Source organism: Fusibacter sp. JL298sf-3 (assembly GCF_053842995.1).
This window is the reverse complement of record NZ_CM132608.1, coordinates 775,728-794,205: the sequence shown is the minus strand read 5'-3', so window position 1 is coordinate 794,205 and position 18,478 is coordinate 775,728. Positions and strand designations below refer to the sequence as shown.

Sequence of the window (18,478 nt, the reverse complement as noted above, 5' to 3'; positions counted from 1 at the left end):
AAGTTTAAATAAAAGCGTTGATTTATGAAAGGTATGAACGCGAATTTGATGTGCCATAGGGGACCTATCTGTGTTAAGATGGTATTACAAATATTTAAGGCGTGTTTAAATGAAAGTTATACTGGGAGATATACAGGCCTTGCCGATTCCCAATTATGATATGTTCAACACGTTGTAGCTATTAGGGGGGAACGATGATAAGAAGGCCAATACCGATTGTGGTTATAGCGGTGATTCACTTGATTTCTGTTTTCTTCTTGGCCAAGATGCTGCTCGACATCGATGTGGACTTTTCTTTTGGCTTGGGGGTCGATAGGCGACAGATTGAGCTCTATGCGGTACCTATTGGCAGTGCGATTGTTTTGAATACGATGATTGGCGCAGGGCTTCTACTTCGAAAAAAATGGGGGTGGGGATTGGCGAGCTTTGCGATTTTGTCACGACTGCTTAAGGTTGGTAGCGCCTGGTGGCTGGCACCGGATACAGCGCCTGTTTTCAGATACAGCTTTCGAGTTGCGCTGGCGACTTTTTTTATCAGCTATCTGTTTGGACGTAGGGCCTTTCAGTATTTCGAGCTGAAAAGTGCGTATCGCCTGCACTATTTTGTGGCGTTTCTCTGTATGACTGTGTTGACGGTGGGCTTGTGGGCACTTTCCGGCAGCAGTGTTCCCCCCGGCTTTAGGTAAAGGAGAAGGACGATGAAAATAGGAGGTATAGGACTGCTTTGGGCAGTTTTACTGCTGATACTTAGCGGTTGTCAATCGGCAGATGTGAAAGTACCGCTGGAACGTGTTGTCGATGTCCACGAGGCGTCGGTGGATGTGTCGCCGCCTCCCGAACCCACTATTGAACAGCGGGTCGAGGCGCGCTTAGAGGCGATGACGCTCGCTGAGAAAGTGGCTCAGCTCTTTATTGTGACACCGGAAGCGTTGGGGGGCAATACATCGAAGACGGCTTTTGATGAGGCGCTGTCGTCGGGACTGGGAACGTACCCTGTCGGTGGCCTCATTTATTTTTCAGGGAATATTGAGTCGCCGGAGCAGATTCAAGCGATGACTGGTGCTGTTCGAACCTACGCGGATGCGCACGACTGCGTGCCGTTTTTTCAGTCGGTGGATGAGGAAGGTGGGGTGGTCGCTCGAATTGGCAATCACGAAGCCTTTGACGTGTCCGTCTTTGAAAACATGGCGTCGATTGGGGCAACCGGCGATGTCAAAGCGGCTTTCGCCGTGGGCGAGGCGGTTGGCACGTATTTGAGTTACTACGGCTTTAATCTAGATTTTGCGCCGGTGGCTGATGTGTTGACGGAATCGCGAAACCGCGTTATTGGGACGCGGGCATTTGGAACATCTCCAGAGATGGTCTCCGAGATGGCACTAGCGGTGTCCAAAGGGCTTCAATCTCGCGGCGTGTTGTCCTGTTTTAAACATTTCCCGGGTCACGGTGCCACGGTGGGTGACACGCACGAGGGGTTCGCCTACACTGAAAAGACGCTTGAACAGTTAAAGGCTGCTGAACTCAAGCCGTTTGAGGCGGCGGTAAAGGCGGACGTGCCATTTGTTATGGTGGCGCACATTGCAGTGCCTGCGGTAACCGGTGACGAAACGCCGGCGTCTCTCTCAAGTCGTGTGATGACAGACATTTTGAGGGAAGATATGGGGTATGGCGGGCTTATTGTCACAGATGCGTTGAATATGGGGGCGATTGTCAATGCTTATGAGTCAGATGAGGCCGCTGTTATGGCCTTGAAGGCAGGGGCAGATGTGCTCTTGATGCCGGCGGATTTTGAAGCGGCTTACAATGGTATTTTAAATGCTGTGGCAAGTGGCACAGTGGATGAAACGCGCATAGAGGCTTCTGTTCGAAGGATTTTGACAGTTAAGATGACTTTTGGGGACGGTTCTTTTGTGCCGGAATCCTATAAAATTTACCAATAATGGATGATGTACTAGGGGAGGTTGGCATGTACCACATGATTGTCGAGCAACTGGCCGGTGAGCCGCAACGTATGCGTTACAACGCTGTAGATGGATCGTTTGAAAAGACTGAACACAAGAGCTTGCTCTATGAGAGAGGATGCCCTTACGCTTACGGGTGGTTGGCTGAGACCGGCACGCCTCCTGAAGCGCACATGGACGTGCTCTTGATGACGGCAAGCCACTACCCGCTTGGCGCGCGCGTCGCTGTAGAAATCATTGGCGTCTTTAAACGCGCTGACGGCGACCACAAGTTTGTGGGGGTTCCTATAGGAGAGGTGGCGCCGGTGTATCCCAACGAGGAACTCAAGCGGCTCTACCCGCAGGTTGGCGCAGGGGAAGGGTGGTTCGGTGCACGTGAAGCTGAGGCGCTGCTACAGGCAAATTTTGTCTCCCGTTTTCAAAATGCGACTAAGATAACCGACGGCATGATTGAGCTGCACTTGGATGAGAAGACCCCTGGTGACGTTGAGAAAGGGTACGTTCCCGCTCTTAAGTACAGCGTGGTGCTTGCAAAAACCGGCGAGACGGTTGGACACTGCGATCTGCGACTAGGGCACTGTGAAAATACGTACTACGGAGGGCATATCGGCTATGGCATCGATGCTGCACATAGGGGACACGCCTATGCGGAAAAAGCCTGTCGCCTGCTGTTTATAATTGCCCGGGCACATGGGATGACACACCTTTATATTACGTGCAACCCGGACAATTTAGCCTCTAAGCGAACCTGTGAAAAGTTGGGACTTTTGTACAAAGGGGTGGTGGCGTTGCCGCTGGACAATCCTATGCGAGTATTGGGGGAAAGGGAAAAATGTTTGTTTGAGGGACGGTTCTTTTGTGCCGGAATCCTATAATATTTACCATATATGGGTGGCGTGTGTGGGGCTGGTCCTCTGCGGCCATTGAGGGGTCGGTTGGCCAGATTTTGTGTATATTTTTAGTATGAGGAGGCTGTCTATGGAAATTTTGAGTTCTACGGTTGAGGCGTTTTACAACGACATTGAAGAGTCGGAGCGCTTAAAGCGGAAAAAGGTCAATCGAATAGAGTTTTTGACGACGGTGCGGTATTTGAACGCGGCGTTGATGGAATCGTCTAAAATTCTCGATGCATGTGCTGGTGGAGGCATATACGCGCATTATTTGGCAGCGCGTGGTCATGGCGTTCACGCTTGTGATTTGGTGGCCAAAAATGTTGAAAAAATTAATAGAGGCGATGGGTCAATTGAAAAGATTTTTGTCGGGAACATTCTCGATTTGTCTGTATACGAAGACGAAACTTTTGACGCCGTTTTAAATCTCGGCTCTTATTACCATTTGAAAGAGGAAAAAGTGCGGTATCGCGCCATAGAAGAAAGTTTAAGAGTTTTGAAAAAAGGGGGGATTTACGCTTTATCGTATGTGAATCGCTACGCCAATATCATTAAGTACAGCGAGATGTTTGCCAACTCGCCGGCGCTGCTGGAAGCTTATAGGACAACTGGTTGGCATGACAAGAACACTGTTTTTTATGCGGCGACGCCGGAAGGGGTTGAAGCGGAAATGGCGCTACATTCTGTTCAGCTCTTGCATCACGTGGCTACAGATGGTATGAAGTTTGCCGTTGCCGATACGGTGAACAACTTATCGGAAGAGGCTTTTGAGAAATGGCTAGAGTTTCACTACAGTTCTTGTGAAGACCGAACGGTTCTCGGTGCAAGTGAGCACGGTTTGATTATTGCTCGCAAACTTTAGGGGACGGTTCTTTTGTGCCGGAATCCTATAATATTTACCATATATGGGTGGCGTGTGTGGGGCTGGTCCTCTGCGGCCATTGAGGGGTCGGTTGCCCATAGGCTTGAGTTGAGGCATTGGATTATAAGGAAGGTGTTGAGATGTGTACATATGAGAAGGGGTTGGAGGTGTTGGCGCAGCTGTTTGCGAAGGATTGTCAGTTTGCGTTGGCGACGGTGTGTGGGCAGATGCCTTCGGTGCGTGTCGTGGATACGTTTTACGATGCGTCGTGTTTTTATGTGGTGACGTATGCGGGCTCGAGGAAGGTGCGGGAGATTGAAGCCAATCCCGAGGTGGCGTTGTGCAGCAAGCTCTACAGTTTTGGTGGCCGCGCTTACAACATTGGACACCCTTTGGCGCCTGAGAATGGCGCTATACGCGAAAAGCTAGTCAAAGCGTTTGAGACTTGGTATTTTGAGCACAATGACGAAAGCGATGCGCGGATGTGTTACTTGAAAATCGAGTTAACCAAAGGTTTTTTCTACGCAGATGGCACCGGTTATAGAGTAGATTTTGTATCGCAGGCCTGTGAGGTGTTGCCCTTTGATTTCGACCCCGTGGTCATTTAATGTTACTGGCTAAAGGGACGGTACTTCGGCTCGACTGCTGCAGAAAAGTTTTTTGTTGTTACACGCTTAAATAAACCTTAAAAATTGTTGTAGATATTTAACAAAAAAGAAACAAATGCATTGACAGATTCATCCATTATGTATACTATGTACACATACATGGGGCAATGCACATCGGAGCGTTTATTTATCGACAAAACAACAGTGGGTAACACAACATTTTTAAGGAGGTAAGCGTATGACTCAAATGAAGCGAAGTCTAAAAAAGCGCCTTTCGGTATTGGCGCTGACGTGTATTTGCCTAGGGGCACAACCTGCGGTTGCCTATGCCGCCACTGAAAGCGGTAACGACATCGATGCCGGGATCTACGGTTTGGATTACAACCGCTATGAAGTCTTGGCACAAAAAGGCGATTCTATCGAGAGTTTTGTACCGAGGGAGAGCACCTCTGAGAACGGCGAATTTATCGTTATTGAACGGGAAAAGAAATCGCTTTCCACATCTCCTGTGGACATTTCTATCGTCGACTCTGTTACCGATCGGACGTACCCGGGGGCCATTCAATTAGCCAATCAGGCGTTTGTCGAAAACAGACCGGATCTGCTGGTGGCAGAACGGAAACCGCTCAACATCAGCATCGATTTACCCGGGATGGGGTATGACAATGCGGTCACTGTTGAAAACCCAACTTATGCAGGGGTATCCGGTGCGGTGGACACTTTGATTAACAAATGGAGCGCTGAAAACTCGGATACACACACATTGCCGGCCCGGACTCAGTACTCGGAATCGATGGTTTACAGCAAATCACAGATTGAAGCGGCACTCAATGTCAACGCCAAAGTCCTGAACACGTCGTTGGGGATTGATTTTAACGCAGTCTCCAGTGGCGAGAAGAACGTGATGGTCGCCGCCTACAAACAAATTTTTTATACGGTAAGTTCGGAAATGCCACCGCGTCCTTCTGAGTTGTTTGCCGATTCGGTATCGTTTGAAGAACTGAAACAAAAAGGCGTTAGCGCACAAGCGCCGCCACTAATGGTTTCAAATGTGGCCTATGGCCGAACCGTATATGTTAAGCTCGAAACGACTTCAAAGAACAAAGAGGTACAATCGGCTTTTAAAGCATTGCTCAAAAATGGCAATGTCGATGCCAACGCCGCATATAAGGAAATTATTGAAAACAGTTCCTTCACGGCGGTGGTGTTAGGGGGCGATGCAGCGGCACACAATAAAGTGATTACGAAGGATTTTGATGAGATTAAAGAAGTACTTAAGGAAAACGCGACTTTCAGTCTTAAAAATCCGGCTTATCCGATTTCTTATACCAGTGTGTTCTTAAAAGACAATTCTGTTGCCGCTGTCCAAAACAGAACGGAGTATGTTGAAACGACGGCTACATCTTATAAAAAAGGCCGCATCAATTTGAATCACAGTGGTGGTTATGTGGCACAGTTCGCGATTACTTGGGACGAGTTCGATTACGACGAAAACGGCAATGAGGTGGTGACGCCGCGAGCGTGGTCGGGGAACTGGTCCGATAGAACCGCACCGTTTTCAACGGTCATTCCATTGGAGCCCAACACGCGAAACATTCGTATTTTTGCGAGAGAGTGTACCGGATTGGCCTGGGAATGGTGGCGTACGGTACTGGACGAGCACCATGTGCCTATGGGCGCTGAGATTAACGTCACTGTAAGCGGCACGACTTTGAATCCTTATGGCAATATAGAAATTAAGTAAGTTGGTAATGACCGTTCCCCTTGTATTTATGGATACAAGGGGAACGGTTTTGTTTTTTGTCTTTTGGGGACGGTTCTTTTGTGCCAGAAAACACTATAAATTACCATAAAAGGAGTTGCCAAATTTGCCTCAACTGTTGAAAGCAGCTGAATGGTGCTTGTAACTTTAAAATGGAGAGGGACAGACGCATGCTGTAAAATGACCGGTGTCAAACCGCTGCATACCGGCGTAGGTGAACGCGGTGGACAACATGCACATCGCTGATAGACGAGCTCTACGGGCTTTACCCAGTTTCACCGGCACAAAAGAACCGTCCCCATTGAACGGCACAACACTTTATGTTCCAATGGAAATAAGGTATAATAGAACAAAAGTTCTGAAAACTTGCGTTGCAAAGGTCTTACCGAAACATTATTAAACCATAAAAAATGTATAAATATGGGATGCTAGAAGACAATCTATGTTAAAATAAAGGAGGAAGCTGTGTTCGGTATTAAAATGAAGACTTGGGGTGGAAGAAGTACATTTACTTATATCGGTAATGTACATGAAGGAACAACGCTTTTCTATGGTAAGAACCACCGTCAGAAGACCATTGTTACCAAGGCAGATTACCGCAAGTTGATGGCACATTTTCAAGGTCAGACGGTGCGCATTGGCACATCGCGAACGACGCCACCTCAAGGTAGCGTCGGCGAATGGTTGATAGCGCAGGTCACCAAAACGGCTATTGCCTCTTATGTGGGGCCCATTCTCATAGCAGATGGCGTTGCAGAACGCGTGGCAGACGCCTCAGACCAAATTCGGTTTAAACGCCTAGAAAACATCAATACAGCACAATTATCAAAATGATTGCGTGCTAAACAATTGTGCGCAATTAATTGGAAAGGAGGCCCTATGACAGCTTGTATTGCCTTGCTGCGAGGCATCAATGTCGGTGGCAAACACAAAATCAAGATGGCGGATTTGAAAACGCTTTTCGAGCGCTTGGGGTATTGCGATGTACAGACCGTGATACAAAGCGGCAACGTCGTTTTTCAAGGGCAAGATGTGTCGGCAGACGTTATAGAGACCGCCATACGCGAAGCTTATGGCTTCGATGTGCCGGTGGTATTGAGAACGGGAGAAGCTTTCAAAGCCGTGGCGGCAACTTGCCCCTTTACAGAGGCGTCGGTGAAAGCGGCGGATGCCTCGGGAAAAGAAAGTCTTTATGTGGCTTTTTTCAACCGTATACTGACATCTGAAGACGCGGCGCTTTTGGCGCCTTATGAAAGTGACTCGGAACGATTTGTCATCGCAGGCGATACGGTGTACTTGCTGTTTTCAGACAGCATTCGGAATGCCAAGTTGGCAACAAAGTTAAACAAAATTGATGGAATTCACACGGTTCGAAACTGGAAGACCGTCGGACAACTGGTCGAACGCCTACCCAAAGTGTAGGTACAATATACAGTAACAAAAGGAGTCGAAAATGGGTTTATTTAATTTTTTAAAAGGTGAGTTTATAGAAGTCGTCCATTGGGAGGACGCTTCACAAGATACCATGGTTTACAAATTTCCCATGGTGGACAAGCAACAGATAAAAGACGGGGCGCAGTTGATTGTTCGCCCTTCACAAGTGGCGATCTTCGTGTACGAAGGTCAAGTGGCAGATGTCTATCAGCCCGGAAAGTACACACTGAACACCGAGACGACGCCGATTTTAACATCGCTTTCCAACTGGAAGACGCGCTTTGAAAACCATTTTAAAACGGATGTCTATTTCGTCAACACCAAACAGTTTACCAATCAGCGTTGGGGGACGACCAATCCGATTATGATGCGAGACGCCGATTTTGGCATGTTGCGCTTAAGGGGTTACGGCATCTACTCGTTTAGAGTGGACGATCCGGTGGTTTTCCTCAAAGAAGTGTTTGGCTCCAACAAATTCTACACCGTGGACAACATCAATGAGCACCTCAAGAGCCTCATTGTCTCCAGTGCCTCCGACGTCATAGCTGAAGCTAAAATTCCGGCGATGGATTTATCGACACAGTACGACGAAATCGGCCAAATGGCCATGGGACGTATCAATGAACGCTTCTCGGTCTTTGGCTTGACCATTTCGGACTTTGCAGTTGAAAACTTATCGTTGCCTCAATCCGTAGAAGAAGCCATTGACAAGCGGACGCAAATGGGCGCACTTGGCGATCTCAACCAATACATGAAGTTCCAAAGCGCCGAGGCCATTCGAGATGCGGCGCAAAATACCGGCGGCGGTATGGCAGGTATGGGTGCAGGACTCGGAGCGGGCATGGGCATCGGGCAGATGATGAAGGACGCCATGTCGCAACCGTCACAGTCTGAGTCGCCGTCACAACCGGCAACGCAAACGGCAGCCGGCGAGAAGTGTCCGAGTTGCGGCACCGTGAACGCGGCAGGTGCTAAGTTCTGTAGAGAGTGCGGCGGCAGTTTTTCAAAAACATGTGTTGCCTGTGGACACGCCATTGCTTCAGACGCAAAATTTTGTAGAGAATGTGGTGCCAGTCAAAACGTCGCATCGACTTGTCCGAGCTGTGGAGAAGCCGTAGAGCTCGGCGGCAAATTCTGTCCGCATTGCGGCGGCAAACTGTAGGGGCCCATTATGAAATCAAAAGATCAAAACGCTATAGAAGAATTGGAAGAAGACGTTGTAGAAGGTGAAGTTGAAGAAACCGTGGAGTCGCATTTTGAGGGGAGCGCCAGCTTTCCCTGTGCATCTTGTGGGGGCCCCATGGCATTCGACCCCGAATCCAGTCAACTCAAATGCAACTACTGTGGTTCGGAGCAGGCCATAGAAGTGGAGAAGGGCGACATCGTCGAACAGTGTTTTAAGACCGCCCTTCGCGCCGGTGTCAGAGGCTGGGAAGAAGACGACATCACCAGTTTTTCCTGCACCACCTGCGGCGCGGAAATGATATTCGATCCCCATACCCAAGCGCAATCGTGCAACTACTGCGGGTCGTCGCACATTACGCAAAAGAAGGCGGAAAACACCATCCCTCCACATTACCTCGTACCGTTTTCCGTAACAGAAAAAGGGGCTGGACAATCGTTCCATCAATGGATTGCCAAGCGTTGGCTCGCGCCGAACGATCTCAAAAAGGCGTACAAACAAAACCGCTTGATGGGCACCTATGTGCCGCACTGGACCTACGATGCCAACACGTATTCCTATTATACCGCACAGCGGGGCGACTACTACTATGTCACGCGAACGCGTACCGTCAACGGCAAACAGGAAACGTACCAAGAGCGTCGCATCAGATGGCGTCATGTGCGCGGCGACCACAGCCGGTTCTTCGACGACGTGCTTACAACCGCATCGGACAAAGTCGACGGCACCATGCTCGAAAAAGTCAAACCCTTTCACCTTGAGGCATTGGCACCTTATAAACCCGAGTACTTGTCCGGCTTCTTCGCCGAGCGGTACAGCGTTTCATTGGAGCGAGGCTGGGAAAGCGGCAAATGGGCCATCGACAACGCCATTGAATCGGATATCCACAGAAAAATCGGCGGCGACAGAGTGCGCTTCCTGGAAGTCAAAACCGCGTACAACGACGTAACCTTTAAACACATCCTATTGCCCATATGGCTGTCGAACTTCACCTACCAGTCAAAAGTCTACCACTTTATGGTCAACGGACAAACCGGCGAAACCGTCGGCGACTACCCAAAGAGCCCTGTCAAAATCGCATTGCTGGTATTTGCGGCAATCGTGCTCGTATTGGCAGTCGTCTACGCTCTTAACTCAGGCGCAGTATAAGTGGGGTAACAGGAGAGGGGGAAGTGAAGGCGTGAAACCTGAAAACTATGAAAGTACCCAGTGGTTCCAGTGGGCAAAATCCGTTTGGCAACTGACCGACATACACGAGCTCCAATCTTATCCCACCAACACAGTACTGAGATGCCATTCGTCCACTTATGGTCCCGTTGTTTTAAAAGCTTCAAATGAGGGGCTGTTTGATTACAACGTCGCTTACGGAAGCGATTCATTTTGCAAGTGCTACGCCATGATGCCTGAAGAAGGCCTCATGCTCCTAGAGGCCTTTGTACCCGGCACGCCTCTTCGAGAAGAGGCCGCGCTAGATAGGCGCATTGAAGCATTTGTAACGGTATACAGCAAGCTACACGCAACGCCTGTTTCAGTTGAAGAGAGCGCCTTTCCGACGTACCTGCAGTGGGTAAAGCGCATTGCCGCCTACATGGCTGAAAACAGTGACGATCCCCTCTTGACTGAACAGATGTTTAGAGCAGAACGTCTGTGTACGTCCCTTTTTAGTGCATATGGCGAGCGAACACTGTTACATGGCGATTTGCATCACGACAACCTATTGCTGAAATCAAACGGTGATTACGGTATAATAGACCCCAAAGGCGTCGTCGGACCGCCCTTATTCGATTTGCCTCGGTTTATTTTAAACGAATGCTTTTATGGGGACGGAACAACCTCTTTAGAATCAACCCTTTATGTCGTCGAGACTTTGGCGTCGAAAGTGTCGATACCTGTTGAAACCGTTGCCCTCAGTCTTTATGTAGAGACGGCGATGGCACTCTGCTGGTGTGTCGAGAGCGCCTGTCTCAATCCCGAGCACAAAGCGTGGTTGGAAGTTGCGGCGCAACTGCTTACTTATTATCAGATTGGAGACGCATATGAAAAAACGAAATAGTTGGGCGGTTTTATTGGCTTTGGCGCTGACCTCTGGCGTCATGTTAACCAATCGCTTTATAACGCCTGTACCCGATGGCTTAGCGGCGCCACTTATGATTGCAGCAGCGGTGTTGCTGGGGTACTATTTGATTACTGGCAGAAAAAATGAGAGAAAGTGAGGGCACTATGCGCTATCATGTGACAAAGGACTGGGTGCCGGAAACAGAGACTTTTATTAAACTCAAAGCAGGTGAACGCGTCGTCTGTAAAGAAATGTCGGATCCAAACGGCGATTGGCCGAACTGGGTGTACTGTGTAGCTGAGCACGCCGAGGGATGGGTACCCGCTCAAATTATCGACAGATGTGGCGATGAGGGCACTGTGTCGAAAGCCTACGACGCCACAGAGTTGACTGTGCACAAAGGCGATGTGGTCATCGGCGAAAGTACCCTCAACGGCTGGGTGTTCGGGTATCTCGAACAGACGCCGGATCAGTTGGGCTGGGCACCGCTCAATCATCTCACTGTTTAAAGAGGGACGGTTCTTTTGTGCCGAAAAACCCTAATATATTCCATAAAAAACCTCGCTATCTCTTTAAATAGCGAGGTTTTTTGAGCGCACATCAGCGCGCCTTCACCATACTTTCAGGGGATTGGTGAAGACGAGTTGTACCGGCGCAGGGACTTGCGCCGATACTGAAGAATCTAGAGTTTTAGCGCGCGGCAGTACTCTTGAATGGTAAAATATAGTGATATCCGGCACAAAAGAACCGTCCCTTTAAGTTCGAAAGCGTTTTGGCGTGGTGCCACGGTGGGCTTTAAACTTTTTAATAAAGTAACCGACATCGCTGTAACCCAATGCGTCACTAATTTGCGCCACTGTCATTTGCGTCGTCAGCAAAAGTTCTTCTGCCCAGCTGAGCTTCATTTGATTGAGAAAGGTACTGAAATTGACGCCGGTCTCTTTTTTGAAAAGCCGACTGAAGTACCCCGGACTGATATAGCAGACCGCAGCCACTTCATCAAGTGTTACCATGCGGTCTTTATGTGCAGCTATGTAGTCGAAAGCCGGTTTTAAAACTTTGTGTTTTTCCACAGAATCGGTCAGTGCCGGTGGGGCCAAAAGCAAATCGAGAAAGTCGCCGGAAAGAGAGGTCATGCGATCTTTGAAAAGAGCGACAAAGGCGTCTTGTCGGCTGTGCTTTTCTACGGCTTCGCTGACGATAAAATGCGAGAGCTGACGCAGCATCTCGGTGACACTTGAGATGCTTTCCAGAGTGAACTCGGGCAGTGCCTCATAAGCCTCCGGCGCCGCTAAATGCTGTGGTGTGTAGAGCACTTCAATGCGATGTGCTTCTTCGGGAACGAGTCGCACTTGGCCGGCCATAATGGCGCCGAGGTATTGGTCTTCGACGACTATGGGAATAGCGATGTCCACAATGCCCATGTGACAGTGGTAAATGTAAGGCGCGTTTGTGCGTACCGCTTCAAGGCCGCCTCTGGCATCACAGGTGAGACATCTGGCTAAGAGTTCCGGATTTTCCCGTGCTTTTCGGCAAACCTCAGAGCAACGGCTGTGTGTCGTAACCGGATTGCCTTTGTAGTCCACAGTGATTATAGCAAACTGTGTGACTTCGGCAACGGCGTCTTGTAGTGCTTGCCACTTTTCGATGTCGATGACATCCTTCAACATAGTAAACCTCCTTTATGGTCATCGAAATTATACCATTAAAATCATCAAAATGACAATATATTACCATTAAAAATTGCCTATAGAGGACAATAAACCCTCGTGACAGATGACGAAATTTTCTGTAAACTGTTTAGAAACACATGAGGAGGTCTATGAATATGAAAAAAGCATTTATCAGTCCAAGTCGCTACATGCAAGGAGAAGGGGTACTTAATGAACTGGGGTATTTTGTAAAGGGGTTTGGCAAGAACGCACTATTAATTGCCCATTCAGACGACGTGGCACGCGTAAAAGCTCAGCTGGATAAAAGCGCAGAGGATTACAGTGTGACATTTGTGGAGAGCGGTTTCAAAGGGGAGTGCTGTCGCAGTGAAATCGAGCGGTTAAAGGCGCTGGCAGCTGAGCACAAATGCGCTTGTACCGTCGGTCTCGGCGGAGGCAAGGCGATTGATACGGCGAAATGTGTTGCCGAGGGTGAGGCGCTTGTTATCGTGCCGACGATTGCCGCAACAGATGCACCCACCAGCCACTCGGCAGTGGTATACACAGCAGAGGGCGCCTTTGAATCGTATGCGTATTTCAAACAGAGCCCTCAAGTGGTATTGGTCGATACCGCTGTCATTGCTAAAGCGCCGACGCGATTTTTGGTATCGGGCATGGGCGATGCGCTGTCGACGTATTTTGAAGCGCGTGCCACCCAGCGTTCAAATGCCGATGTCAACGCGGGGTTACCGTGTGGAGGGGGCGCCAAGGGAACGATGACGGCGATGGCACTGGCGACGCTCTGTTATGAAACGCTGTTAAGAGATGGTGTAAAAGCCAAAGCGGCTTGTGACGCCAATGTCGTTACACAGGCACTTGAAAACATCGTCGAGGCCAATTGTCTGTTGTCGGGATTGGGGTTTGAAAGCGGTGGTCTCGCAGCTGCTCACGCCATTCACGATGGCTTGACGCTCCTCGAGGGAACCCACGCGTATTACCATGGAGAAAAAGTGGCCTTTGGTACATTGGCGCATTTGGTTCTCGAAAATGCACCGATGTCGACTATTGACGACGTACTGGATTTTTGCCTGTCAATAGGGTTGCCGGTATGTCTCGCCGATATTGGCGTCGAACAACTGTCCGATGAAGCGTTGGCAGCAGTTGCTGAGAAAGCGTGTATTCCCGAAGAGTCGGTTCACGCCATGCCGTTTCAGGTAACGCCGGAACAAGTGGCGGCGGCCATTCGCGTCGCCGATGCACTGGGAAGAGAAAAGAAGGGACGATTTGTATGAAGAAAATAATCAATACACCGGATACTTTGGTTAACGATATGGGCAAGGGGCTGTTGCTCGCCCATCCAGAACTCGACTACGACAATCGGTACGGTATTGTTAAGCGCGCGGCACTCGACTCGGAAAAAGTGGCGCTAATCAGTGGCGGCGGCAGCGGCCACGAACCTGCACATGCAGGGTTTGTCGGCACTGGTATGCTGGACGCCGCCGTTTGCGGCGACGTTTTTGCTTCGCCGTCTCAAGTACAGGTGTACAAGGCGATAAAAGAGGTCGCCGGTTCAAAAGGTGTTCTGTTAATCATTAAAAATTACAGTGGCGATGTGATGAACTTTCAAAACGCGGCGTTTATGGCGAGTGAAGACGGTATTGAGGTGGCGCATGTTAAGGTGGCCGACGATATTGCGGTGGACGATAGCCTTTACACAGTGGGCAAGCGCGGTGTCGCGGGAACGGTACTGGTCCATAAAGTTGTAGGTGCCGCCGCTGAGAAGGGCTTGCCGCTTGAATCGGTTCAACGCATTGGGCAGAAGGCCGCTGATGCGGTTAAGAGCATTGGCTTTGCACTGACGTCGTGCACAGTGCCAGCAAAGGGAACGCCGACTTTTCAAATTGAATCTGGGGAGATGGAGTACGGTGTCGGCATCCACGGTGAGCCGGGGATTCAAAGAGAAGCGGTTCAAACGGCTGATGAATTGGCGGAGCGCATGGTAGAGGCTCTTTTGGACGCTTTGCCAATTGAAAGCGACCGGCCTGCGCGTTTGGCGTTACTCGTCAACGGCTTTGGCGGCACGCCGCTTCAGGAGCTCTATGTGCTCAATGCAGCGGTCTCCAAGCGGCTTCTCGAAAAAGGGCATACCCTCGCATTTGTGCGCGTTGGCAACTATATGACCAGCATCGACATGGCAGGGGCCTCTCTATCGCTTATGGCGCTCGACGACGAACTCGAAGCGTTGCTCGGTGCCCCATGTGAGACGCCGGCATTTGTACAGACGGCGGCGTCGAAGCCGATTACCCCTGAGCGCCTCAACAAGTGTAAAGAGGCGGTTGTAACGGAAGCAGCGGTCGAATTGTCACGGGGAACACCTGTTGTCGAAGGAGAGGTGGTAACCTATGAAAACATGCTTTTTCTCGTGTCTGAAATGGGCGCGGTTGTTATTGAGAACGAAGTGGCTTTTTGTGAGCTCGACGCCCATGCCGGAGACGGCGATTTCGGCATGAGTGTGGCCAAAGGCTTTAAGCGCCTGAAAAAAGAATGGGGCGCGGTTTTAAGCGAGGGCAGCGGTGACATCGGTGCTTTCTTGGAAGCCTGTGCGCTGGTAATTATGGCCCATTGCGGCGGCGCGTCCGGCCCGATATGGGGGGCGGCGTTTCGATCAGCAGGCCGTTCGGCAAGGGGCAAAGAGCATTTGGATGTCCAGGGAATGTACGGTTTACTTGAAGCTGCTGCTGAGGGCATTCGACTGACAGGTGAACGAGCTTTCGGACGCGGTGCAGGCATTGGTGACAAAACGTTAATGGACGCACTTTTGCCATGTGTTGACGCGTGGCGGAAAGTCGCAGAGGAAGGTGGCGTTCTCCAGCGTGCATTTGCTAAAGGTGCGGCTGCCGCTGAAGCTGGTGCAAAAGCGACAGAAAACATCACTGCCCGTATGGGGCGTGCTGGAACTGTGGGCGATAGAAGCCTTGGCTATCCAGATGCAGGCGCTCACGCGCTCGGTGTGATCTTTAAAGCACTTGACAAGGCGTTGCGGTTTTAAAGGGACGGTTCTTTTGTGCCGAAAAACACTAATATTTACCATTTAAAACCTCGCTATTCGAAGGAATAGCGAGGTTTTTTGACGTTTACGTCGGCGCGTATACACAGCGGCCTAACCGAAGTGGCCTACGGTAAGTTATATCGGCGTCGACAGTGACGCCGATTTTCTAAAATCCCGCTGTACCAGCGCTTAGAGGCGCCGTGGTTTTGGATTATATGGAAAATTATAGTTGAATCCGGCACAAAAGAACCGTCCCCCTTTTTTGCAAAGTGTGACATGTGGAACACTTTTTACACGTCAAAAGCCTTATACTCTTTGTAAGCGTGGAGAGGAGGTTGTCAAATGGATGGATTGACTAATGCGTTTTGGGGGATTGGAATTGTCGGTATGGCGGCGGCTGCTTACAAAGACAAAAGAGCGACGCGGAAAGCCGCTGTTAAAGCCAAGGGCATGTTGAAGCACATGCTTGTGGACATCGTCGGGATAGTGTTTTTAATCGGCTTGATAGTGACGTTTTTGTCACCGGAGACCATACAACGGGTACTCGGGGAAAATGGCGGCTGGGCGGCGACAGTGGCAGCTTCTGTAATCGGGAGTATAACACTGATTCCGGCTTTTGTGGCGTTTCCGCTCATCGGTTCGCTGAGAGACGCCGGCGCAGCAGTGGTGCCGCTAACAGCTTTTTTGACGACATTGACGATGGTGGGGATCGTGACGTTTCCAGTTGAGAAGAAAAGCTATGGCATGAAGTTTACAGTGATGCGCAACGGCCTCAGCTTTTTAGCGGCTCTTGGTATTGCGTGGGCGATGGGAGGTGTCGTATGAAAAACTTTGTCAGGCGTCATCGCATGACGACGGCAATTGGCCTAATTTACGTCGGACTTACCATATTCTATAGGGCGCTTGCAGTGGAGGCACTTGCACACACGGTTTACTACCTAAAAGAAATGGCTTGGATTATGCCGGTGGTGTTTATGATGATTGTCGCCATAGAAGTGCTTATTCCAAAGGCTTTTATTGTGGCGCAACTGGGAGAGGCGTCGGGCATAAAGGGCACGGTATTTGCTTTTTTGCTGGGGAGCATCTCGGCAGGACCGATTTACGCGGCGTTTCCCATTGGAACGGCTTTGTTGAAAAAAGGGGCCACCGTCGGCAACGTAGCGATAATATTGTGTGCTTGGGCGGTTATTAAAGTGCCTATGCTGGCCAATGAGGCCAAATTTTTAGGTGCATCTTACATGTGGGCGCGCTGGGGATTGACAGTGGTGGCAATTGCGGTCATAGGCATTGTAATGAATCGAAACATTGAACGGTCGTCCATTTTAAAGAGTGAAAAGGAGCAGAGAGATGAATAAAAAAAACCACCGTTTTCAGACGGGCAAAGAAAAAGTCGTAGAGAAACTTGTTCTCAACGACGCGTTGCATTACATCCATATGATTTTCCCAAAAGGTGAAGGTCTGCCGGTGCATGAAGCCAATGCTGACGTGTACATGACCGTTGTAAAGGGGACTTTGACGTTGAGCTTAGATGGCGACGAGCGACAGTACGATGCGGGAACGCTCATTGAGATTTCGGAGAAGACCGTCATGCACGTACACAACACTTCAGAACAGGCAGTTGAACTCATTGTGATAAAGGCGCCGGCACCTACACATTGAGTACGGCATCGGCGTCTAGAATGTACACGTGGTGGACGTCGTAGTCGATGAGACCATCTTGTTTCATCTTTTGCAGCGCTCTTGAAAGGGACGTTCTGCTGACGCCCATTTGTTCGGCAAGAGCTTTTTTTGTCAACGTCAAGCGGATGTCGGTGGTCTTTTGAAGTTGGACCTGTGTTCGTAAGTAGTTACAGATGCCGTCTCGAATACGTCGGCTGACATGGTGCTTGATTTTGGTGCCGATAAAAACGGTGTGATCTGAAATTGTGGTTATAAAGGCGCGCATAAAGGCATCTGATGTGCGACAAAGTTTGTGGAGGGTCTCCTTGTCGACGAGGAGGACCTCTGTCTTTTTTTTGGCGACGACCGTCATGGGAAAGTAAGGCTGGCTTGAAAAAATCAGGTTTGCGCCGAGGGTATCGCCGACTTTAAAATCGGCGACGGCGAGCAGATTGCCTTCTAATGTGATGCGCTCCACGGCGAGGGCGCCGCTGAGAACGATTTCTATATGGGTACAGGTGTCGCCTTCTAAATGTACCATTTCATTTTTACCAAAAGTTCTGCATTTCGAATCGATTAACGCTCTTCGAGTGTCTTCTGTAAGAACGCCGAACAACGGGCTTTCTTTTAACCTGTACGACATAGGGACCTCCTTTAAAACGATACTCTACAATTAGGATAGCGCGGAAAGGCGATTGATACAAGCATTTTTAGAGTAGGCAGGCCCTGTCTTTTTTGGTAAACTATAAAGAAAAAAGGGGGCTCAAATGGCAAAAAATTTATCCGATATGACGCTAGAAGAATTGTGGGCGCTTTTTCCGATTGTTCTCAAGCCGCATAATCCGGCGTACTTTAAGTGGTATGAAGCTGAAAAAGAACAGCTTTCGGCGTTGTTGTCGCCTTCGAGAATTTATAGATATCATCATATAGGCAGCACCGCTGTGAAAGGACTGGTAGCGAAACCCACTGTGGATATATTGCTAGAACTGGCGCCGGGCATTGAAAATGCCGATGTCGTAGCGCAGCTGGTCTCAGAGGGGTGGGTGCTTATGTCTCAGCAAACGACGCCGCATGTGGACAGCGTCCTCAACAAAGGCTATACACCGGCGGGCTATGCGGAGCGCGTCTTCCATCTCCACGTAAGACCTTGTGGCGATTGGAACGAACTCTATTTTAGGGATTACTTAAAGGATCATCCGGCGGTGGCCGATGCCTATGGGCGTTTGAAGGAAATTTTAGCAGAGGGCTATCGACACAACAGGGACGGGTATACAGAGGCGAAGACGGCCTTTGTCACTGAGGTTACAGCGCTGGCGAGACAATTGTATAAAGACCGTTACAAACCGGTACATGAAATGAGGTGAA

At 49.7% G+C, this 18,478-nt stretch carries 21 protein-coding genes; 19 read left to right on the top strand and 2 right to left on the bottom strand.

Annotated elements, in window-relative coordinates; all coding sequences use genetic code 11:
* The first annotated feature begins 194 nt into the window (after positions 1–194).
* The 13 genes from ACR6HW_RS03840 to ACR6HW_RS03780 all read left to right on the top strand — a co-directional run bounded on the left by ACR6HW_RS03840 (position 195) and on the right by ACR6HW_RS03780 (position 11,262).
* Positions 195–686, top strand: coding sequence for a hypothetical protein (locus ACR6HW_RS03840; protein ID WP_455729845.1), 492 nt, complete (start codon positions 195–197; stop codon positions 684–686).
* A 12-nt stretch (positions 687–698) separates the two neighbouring features.
* Positions 699–1,937, top strand: coding sequence for a glycoside hydrolase family 3 protein (locus ACR6HW_RS03835; RefSeq protein WP_455729844.1), 1,239 nt, complete (start codon positions 699–701; stop codon positions 1,935–1,937).
* 26 nt (positions 1,938–1,963) lie between these two features.
* On the top strand, positions 1,964–2,833 hold the full coding sequence (locus ACR6HW_RS03830; protein ID WP_455729843.1) for a GNAT family N-acetyltransferase: 870 nt from the start codon (positions 1,964–1,966) through the stop codon (positions 2,831–2,833).
* Positions 2,834–2,936: 103 nt separating this feature from the next.
* Positions 2,937–3,710 (top strand): class I SAM-dependent methyltransferase, encoded by a 774-nt coding sequence (locus ACR6HW_RS03825; protein ID WP_455729842.1) that lies wholly within the window; start codon positions 2,937–2,939, stop codon positions 3,708–3,710.
* 140 nt (positions 3,711–3,850) lie between these two features.
* The gene (locus tag ACR6HW_RS03820) at positions 3,851–4,318 is read left to right on the top strand and encodes a pyridoxamine 5'-phosphate oxidase family protein (protein WP_455729841.1); all 468 of its coding nucleotides are present in this window, start codon (positions 3,851–3,853) and stop codon (positions 4,316–4,318) included.
* A gap of 247 nt (positions 4,319–4,565) precedes the next feature.
* Positions 4,566–6,062: a thiol-activated cytolysin family protein gene (locus tag ACR6HW_RS03815; RefSeq protein ID WP_455730860.1), complete on the top strand. Its 1,497-nt coding sequence runs from the start codon at positions 4,566–4,568 to the stop codon at positions 6,060–6,062.
* Between the two features lie 483 nt (positions 6,063–6,545).
* Positions 6,546–6,914 carry a hypothetical protein gene (locus ACR6HW_RS03810; protein ID WP_455729840.1) on the top strand — a complete coding sequence of 123 codons (369 nt, stop codon included), beginning with the start codon at positions 6,546–6,548 and terminating at the stop codon, positions 6,912–6,914.
* 45 nt (positions 6,915–6,959) lie between these two features.
* Positions 6,960–7,502, top strand: coding sequence for a DUF1697 domain-containing protein (locus tag ACR6HW_RS03805; protein WP_455729839.1), 543 nt, complete (start codon positions 6,960–6,962; stop codon positions 7,500–7,502).
* 31 nt (positions 7,503–7,533) lie between these two features.
* Positions 7,534–8,676, top strand: a complete 1,143-nt coding sequence (locus tag ACR6HW_RS03800) for an SPFH domain-containing protein (RefSeq protein ID WP_455729838.1) — start codon at positions 7,534–7,536, stop codon at positions 8,674–8,676.
* A 9-nt stretch (positions 8,677–8,685) separates the two neighbouring features.
* A complete protein-coding gene (locus ACR6HW_RS03795; RefSeq protein ID WP_455729837.1) occupies positions 8,686–9,846 on the top strand; it encodes a TFIIB-type zinc ribbon-containing protein in 1,161 nt (386 codons plus the stop codon).
* A 31-nt stretch (positions 9,847–9,877) separates the two neighbouring features.
* A complete protein-coding gene (locus ACR6HW_RS03790; protein WP_455729836.1) occupies positions 9,878–10,750 on the top strand; it encodes a phosphotransferase in 873 nt (290 codons plus the stop codon).
* Positions 10,734–10,910: a hypothetical protein gene (locus tag ACR6HW_RS03785; RefSeq protein WP_455729835.1), complete on the top strand. Its 177-nt coding sequence runs from the start codon at positions 10,734–10,736 to the stop codon at positions 10,908–10,910. The genes ACR6HW_RS03790 and ACR6HW_RS03785 overlap by 17 nt, the downstream gene beginning before the upstream one ends.
* Positions 10,911–10,917: 7 nt before the next feature.
* Entirely contained in the window at positions 10,918–11,262 is a 345-nt protein-coding gene (locus tag ACR6HW_RS03780; protein ID WP_455729834.1) for an SH3 domain-containing protein, read from the top strand.
* A gap of 246 nt (positions 11,263–11,508) precedes the next feature.
* Here ACR6HW_RS03780 and ACR6HW_RS03775 read toward each other — a convergent pair whose 3' ends face one another.
* Positions 11,509–12,423 carry a PocR ligand-binding domain-containing protein gene (locus ACR6HW_RS03775; RefSeq protein ID WP_455729833.1) on the bottom strand — a complete coding sequence of 305 codons (915 nt, stop codon included), beginning with the start codon at positions 12,421–12,423 and terminating at the stop codon, positions 11,509–11,511.
* A gap of 158 nt (positions 12,424–12,581) precedes the next feature.
* Here ACR6HW_RS03775 and ACR6HW_RS03770 point away from each other — a divergent pair, with 158 nt between their 5' ends.
* The 5 genes from ACR6HW_RS03770 (at position 12,582) to ACR6HW_RS03750 (ending at position 17,113) form a co-directional block, all read left to right on the top strand.
* Positions 12,582–13,697, top strand: a complete 1,116-nt coding sequence (locus ACR6HW_RS03770) for a glycerol dehydrogenase (RefSeq protein WP_455729832.1) — start codon at positions 12,582–12,584, stop codon at positions 13,695–13,697.
* Positions 13,694–15,454: a dihydroxyacetone kinase subunit DhaK gene (dhaK, locus tag ACR6HW_RS03765; RefSeq protein ID WP_455729831.1), complete on the top strand. Its 1,761-nt coding sequence runs from the start codon at positions 13,694–13,696 to the stop codon at positions 15,452–15,454. The genes ACR6HW_RS03770 and dhaK overlap by 4 nt, the downstream gene beginning before the upstream one ends.
* Positions 15,455–15,796: 342 nt before the next feature.
* On the top strand, positions 15,797–16,279 hold the full coding sequence (locus tag ACR6HW_RS03760) for a permease (RefSeq protein WP_455729830.1): 483 nt from the start codon (positions 15,797–15,799) through the stop codon (positions 16,277–16,279).
* Positions 16,276–16,809, top strand: a complete 534-nt coding sequence (locus ACR6HW_RS03755) for a permease (protein WP_455729829.1) — start codon at positions 16,276–16,278, stop codon at positions 16,807–16,809. The genes ACR6HW_RS03760 and ACR6HW_RS03755 overlap by 4 nt, the downstream gene beginning before the upstream one ends.
* Positions 16,802–17,113, top strand: a complete 312-nt coding sequence (locus ACR6HW_RS03750; protein ID WP_455729828.1) for a cupin domain-containing protein — start codon at positions 16,802–16,804, stop codon at positions 17,111–17,113. The genes ACR6HW_RS03755 and ACR6HW_RS03750 overlap by 8 nt, the downstream gene beginning before the upstream one ends.
* Here ACR6HW_RS03750 and ACR6HW_RS03745 read toward each other — a convergent pair.
* Positions 17,103–17,756 (bottom strand): Crp/Fnr family transcriptional regulator, encoded by a 654-nt coding sequence (locus tag ACR6HW_RS03745; RefSeq protein WP_455729827.1) that lies wholly within the window; start codon positions 17,754–17,756, stop codon positions 17,103–17,105. The two genes, ACR6HW_RS03750 and ACR6HW_RS03745, sit on opposite strands and share 11 nt — an antisense overlap.
* Before the next feature lie 124 nt (positions 17,757–17,880).
* Between ACR6HW_RS03745 and ACR6HW_RS03740 the strand changes: the two genes are divergently transcribed.
* Positions 17,881–18,477 carry a GrpB family protein gene (locus ACR6HW_RS03740; RefSeq protein WP_455729826.1) on the top strand — a complete coding sequence of 199 codons (597 nt, stop codon included), beginning with the start codon at positions 17,881–17,883 and terminating at the stop codon, positions 18,475–18,477.
* The last annotated feature ends 1 nt before the right edge of the window (position 18,478 follow it).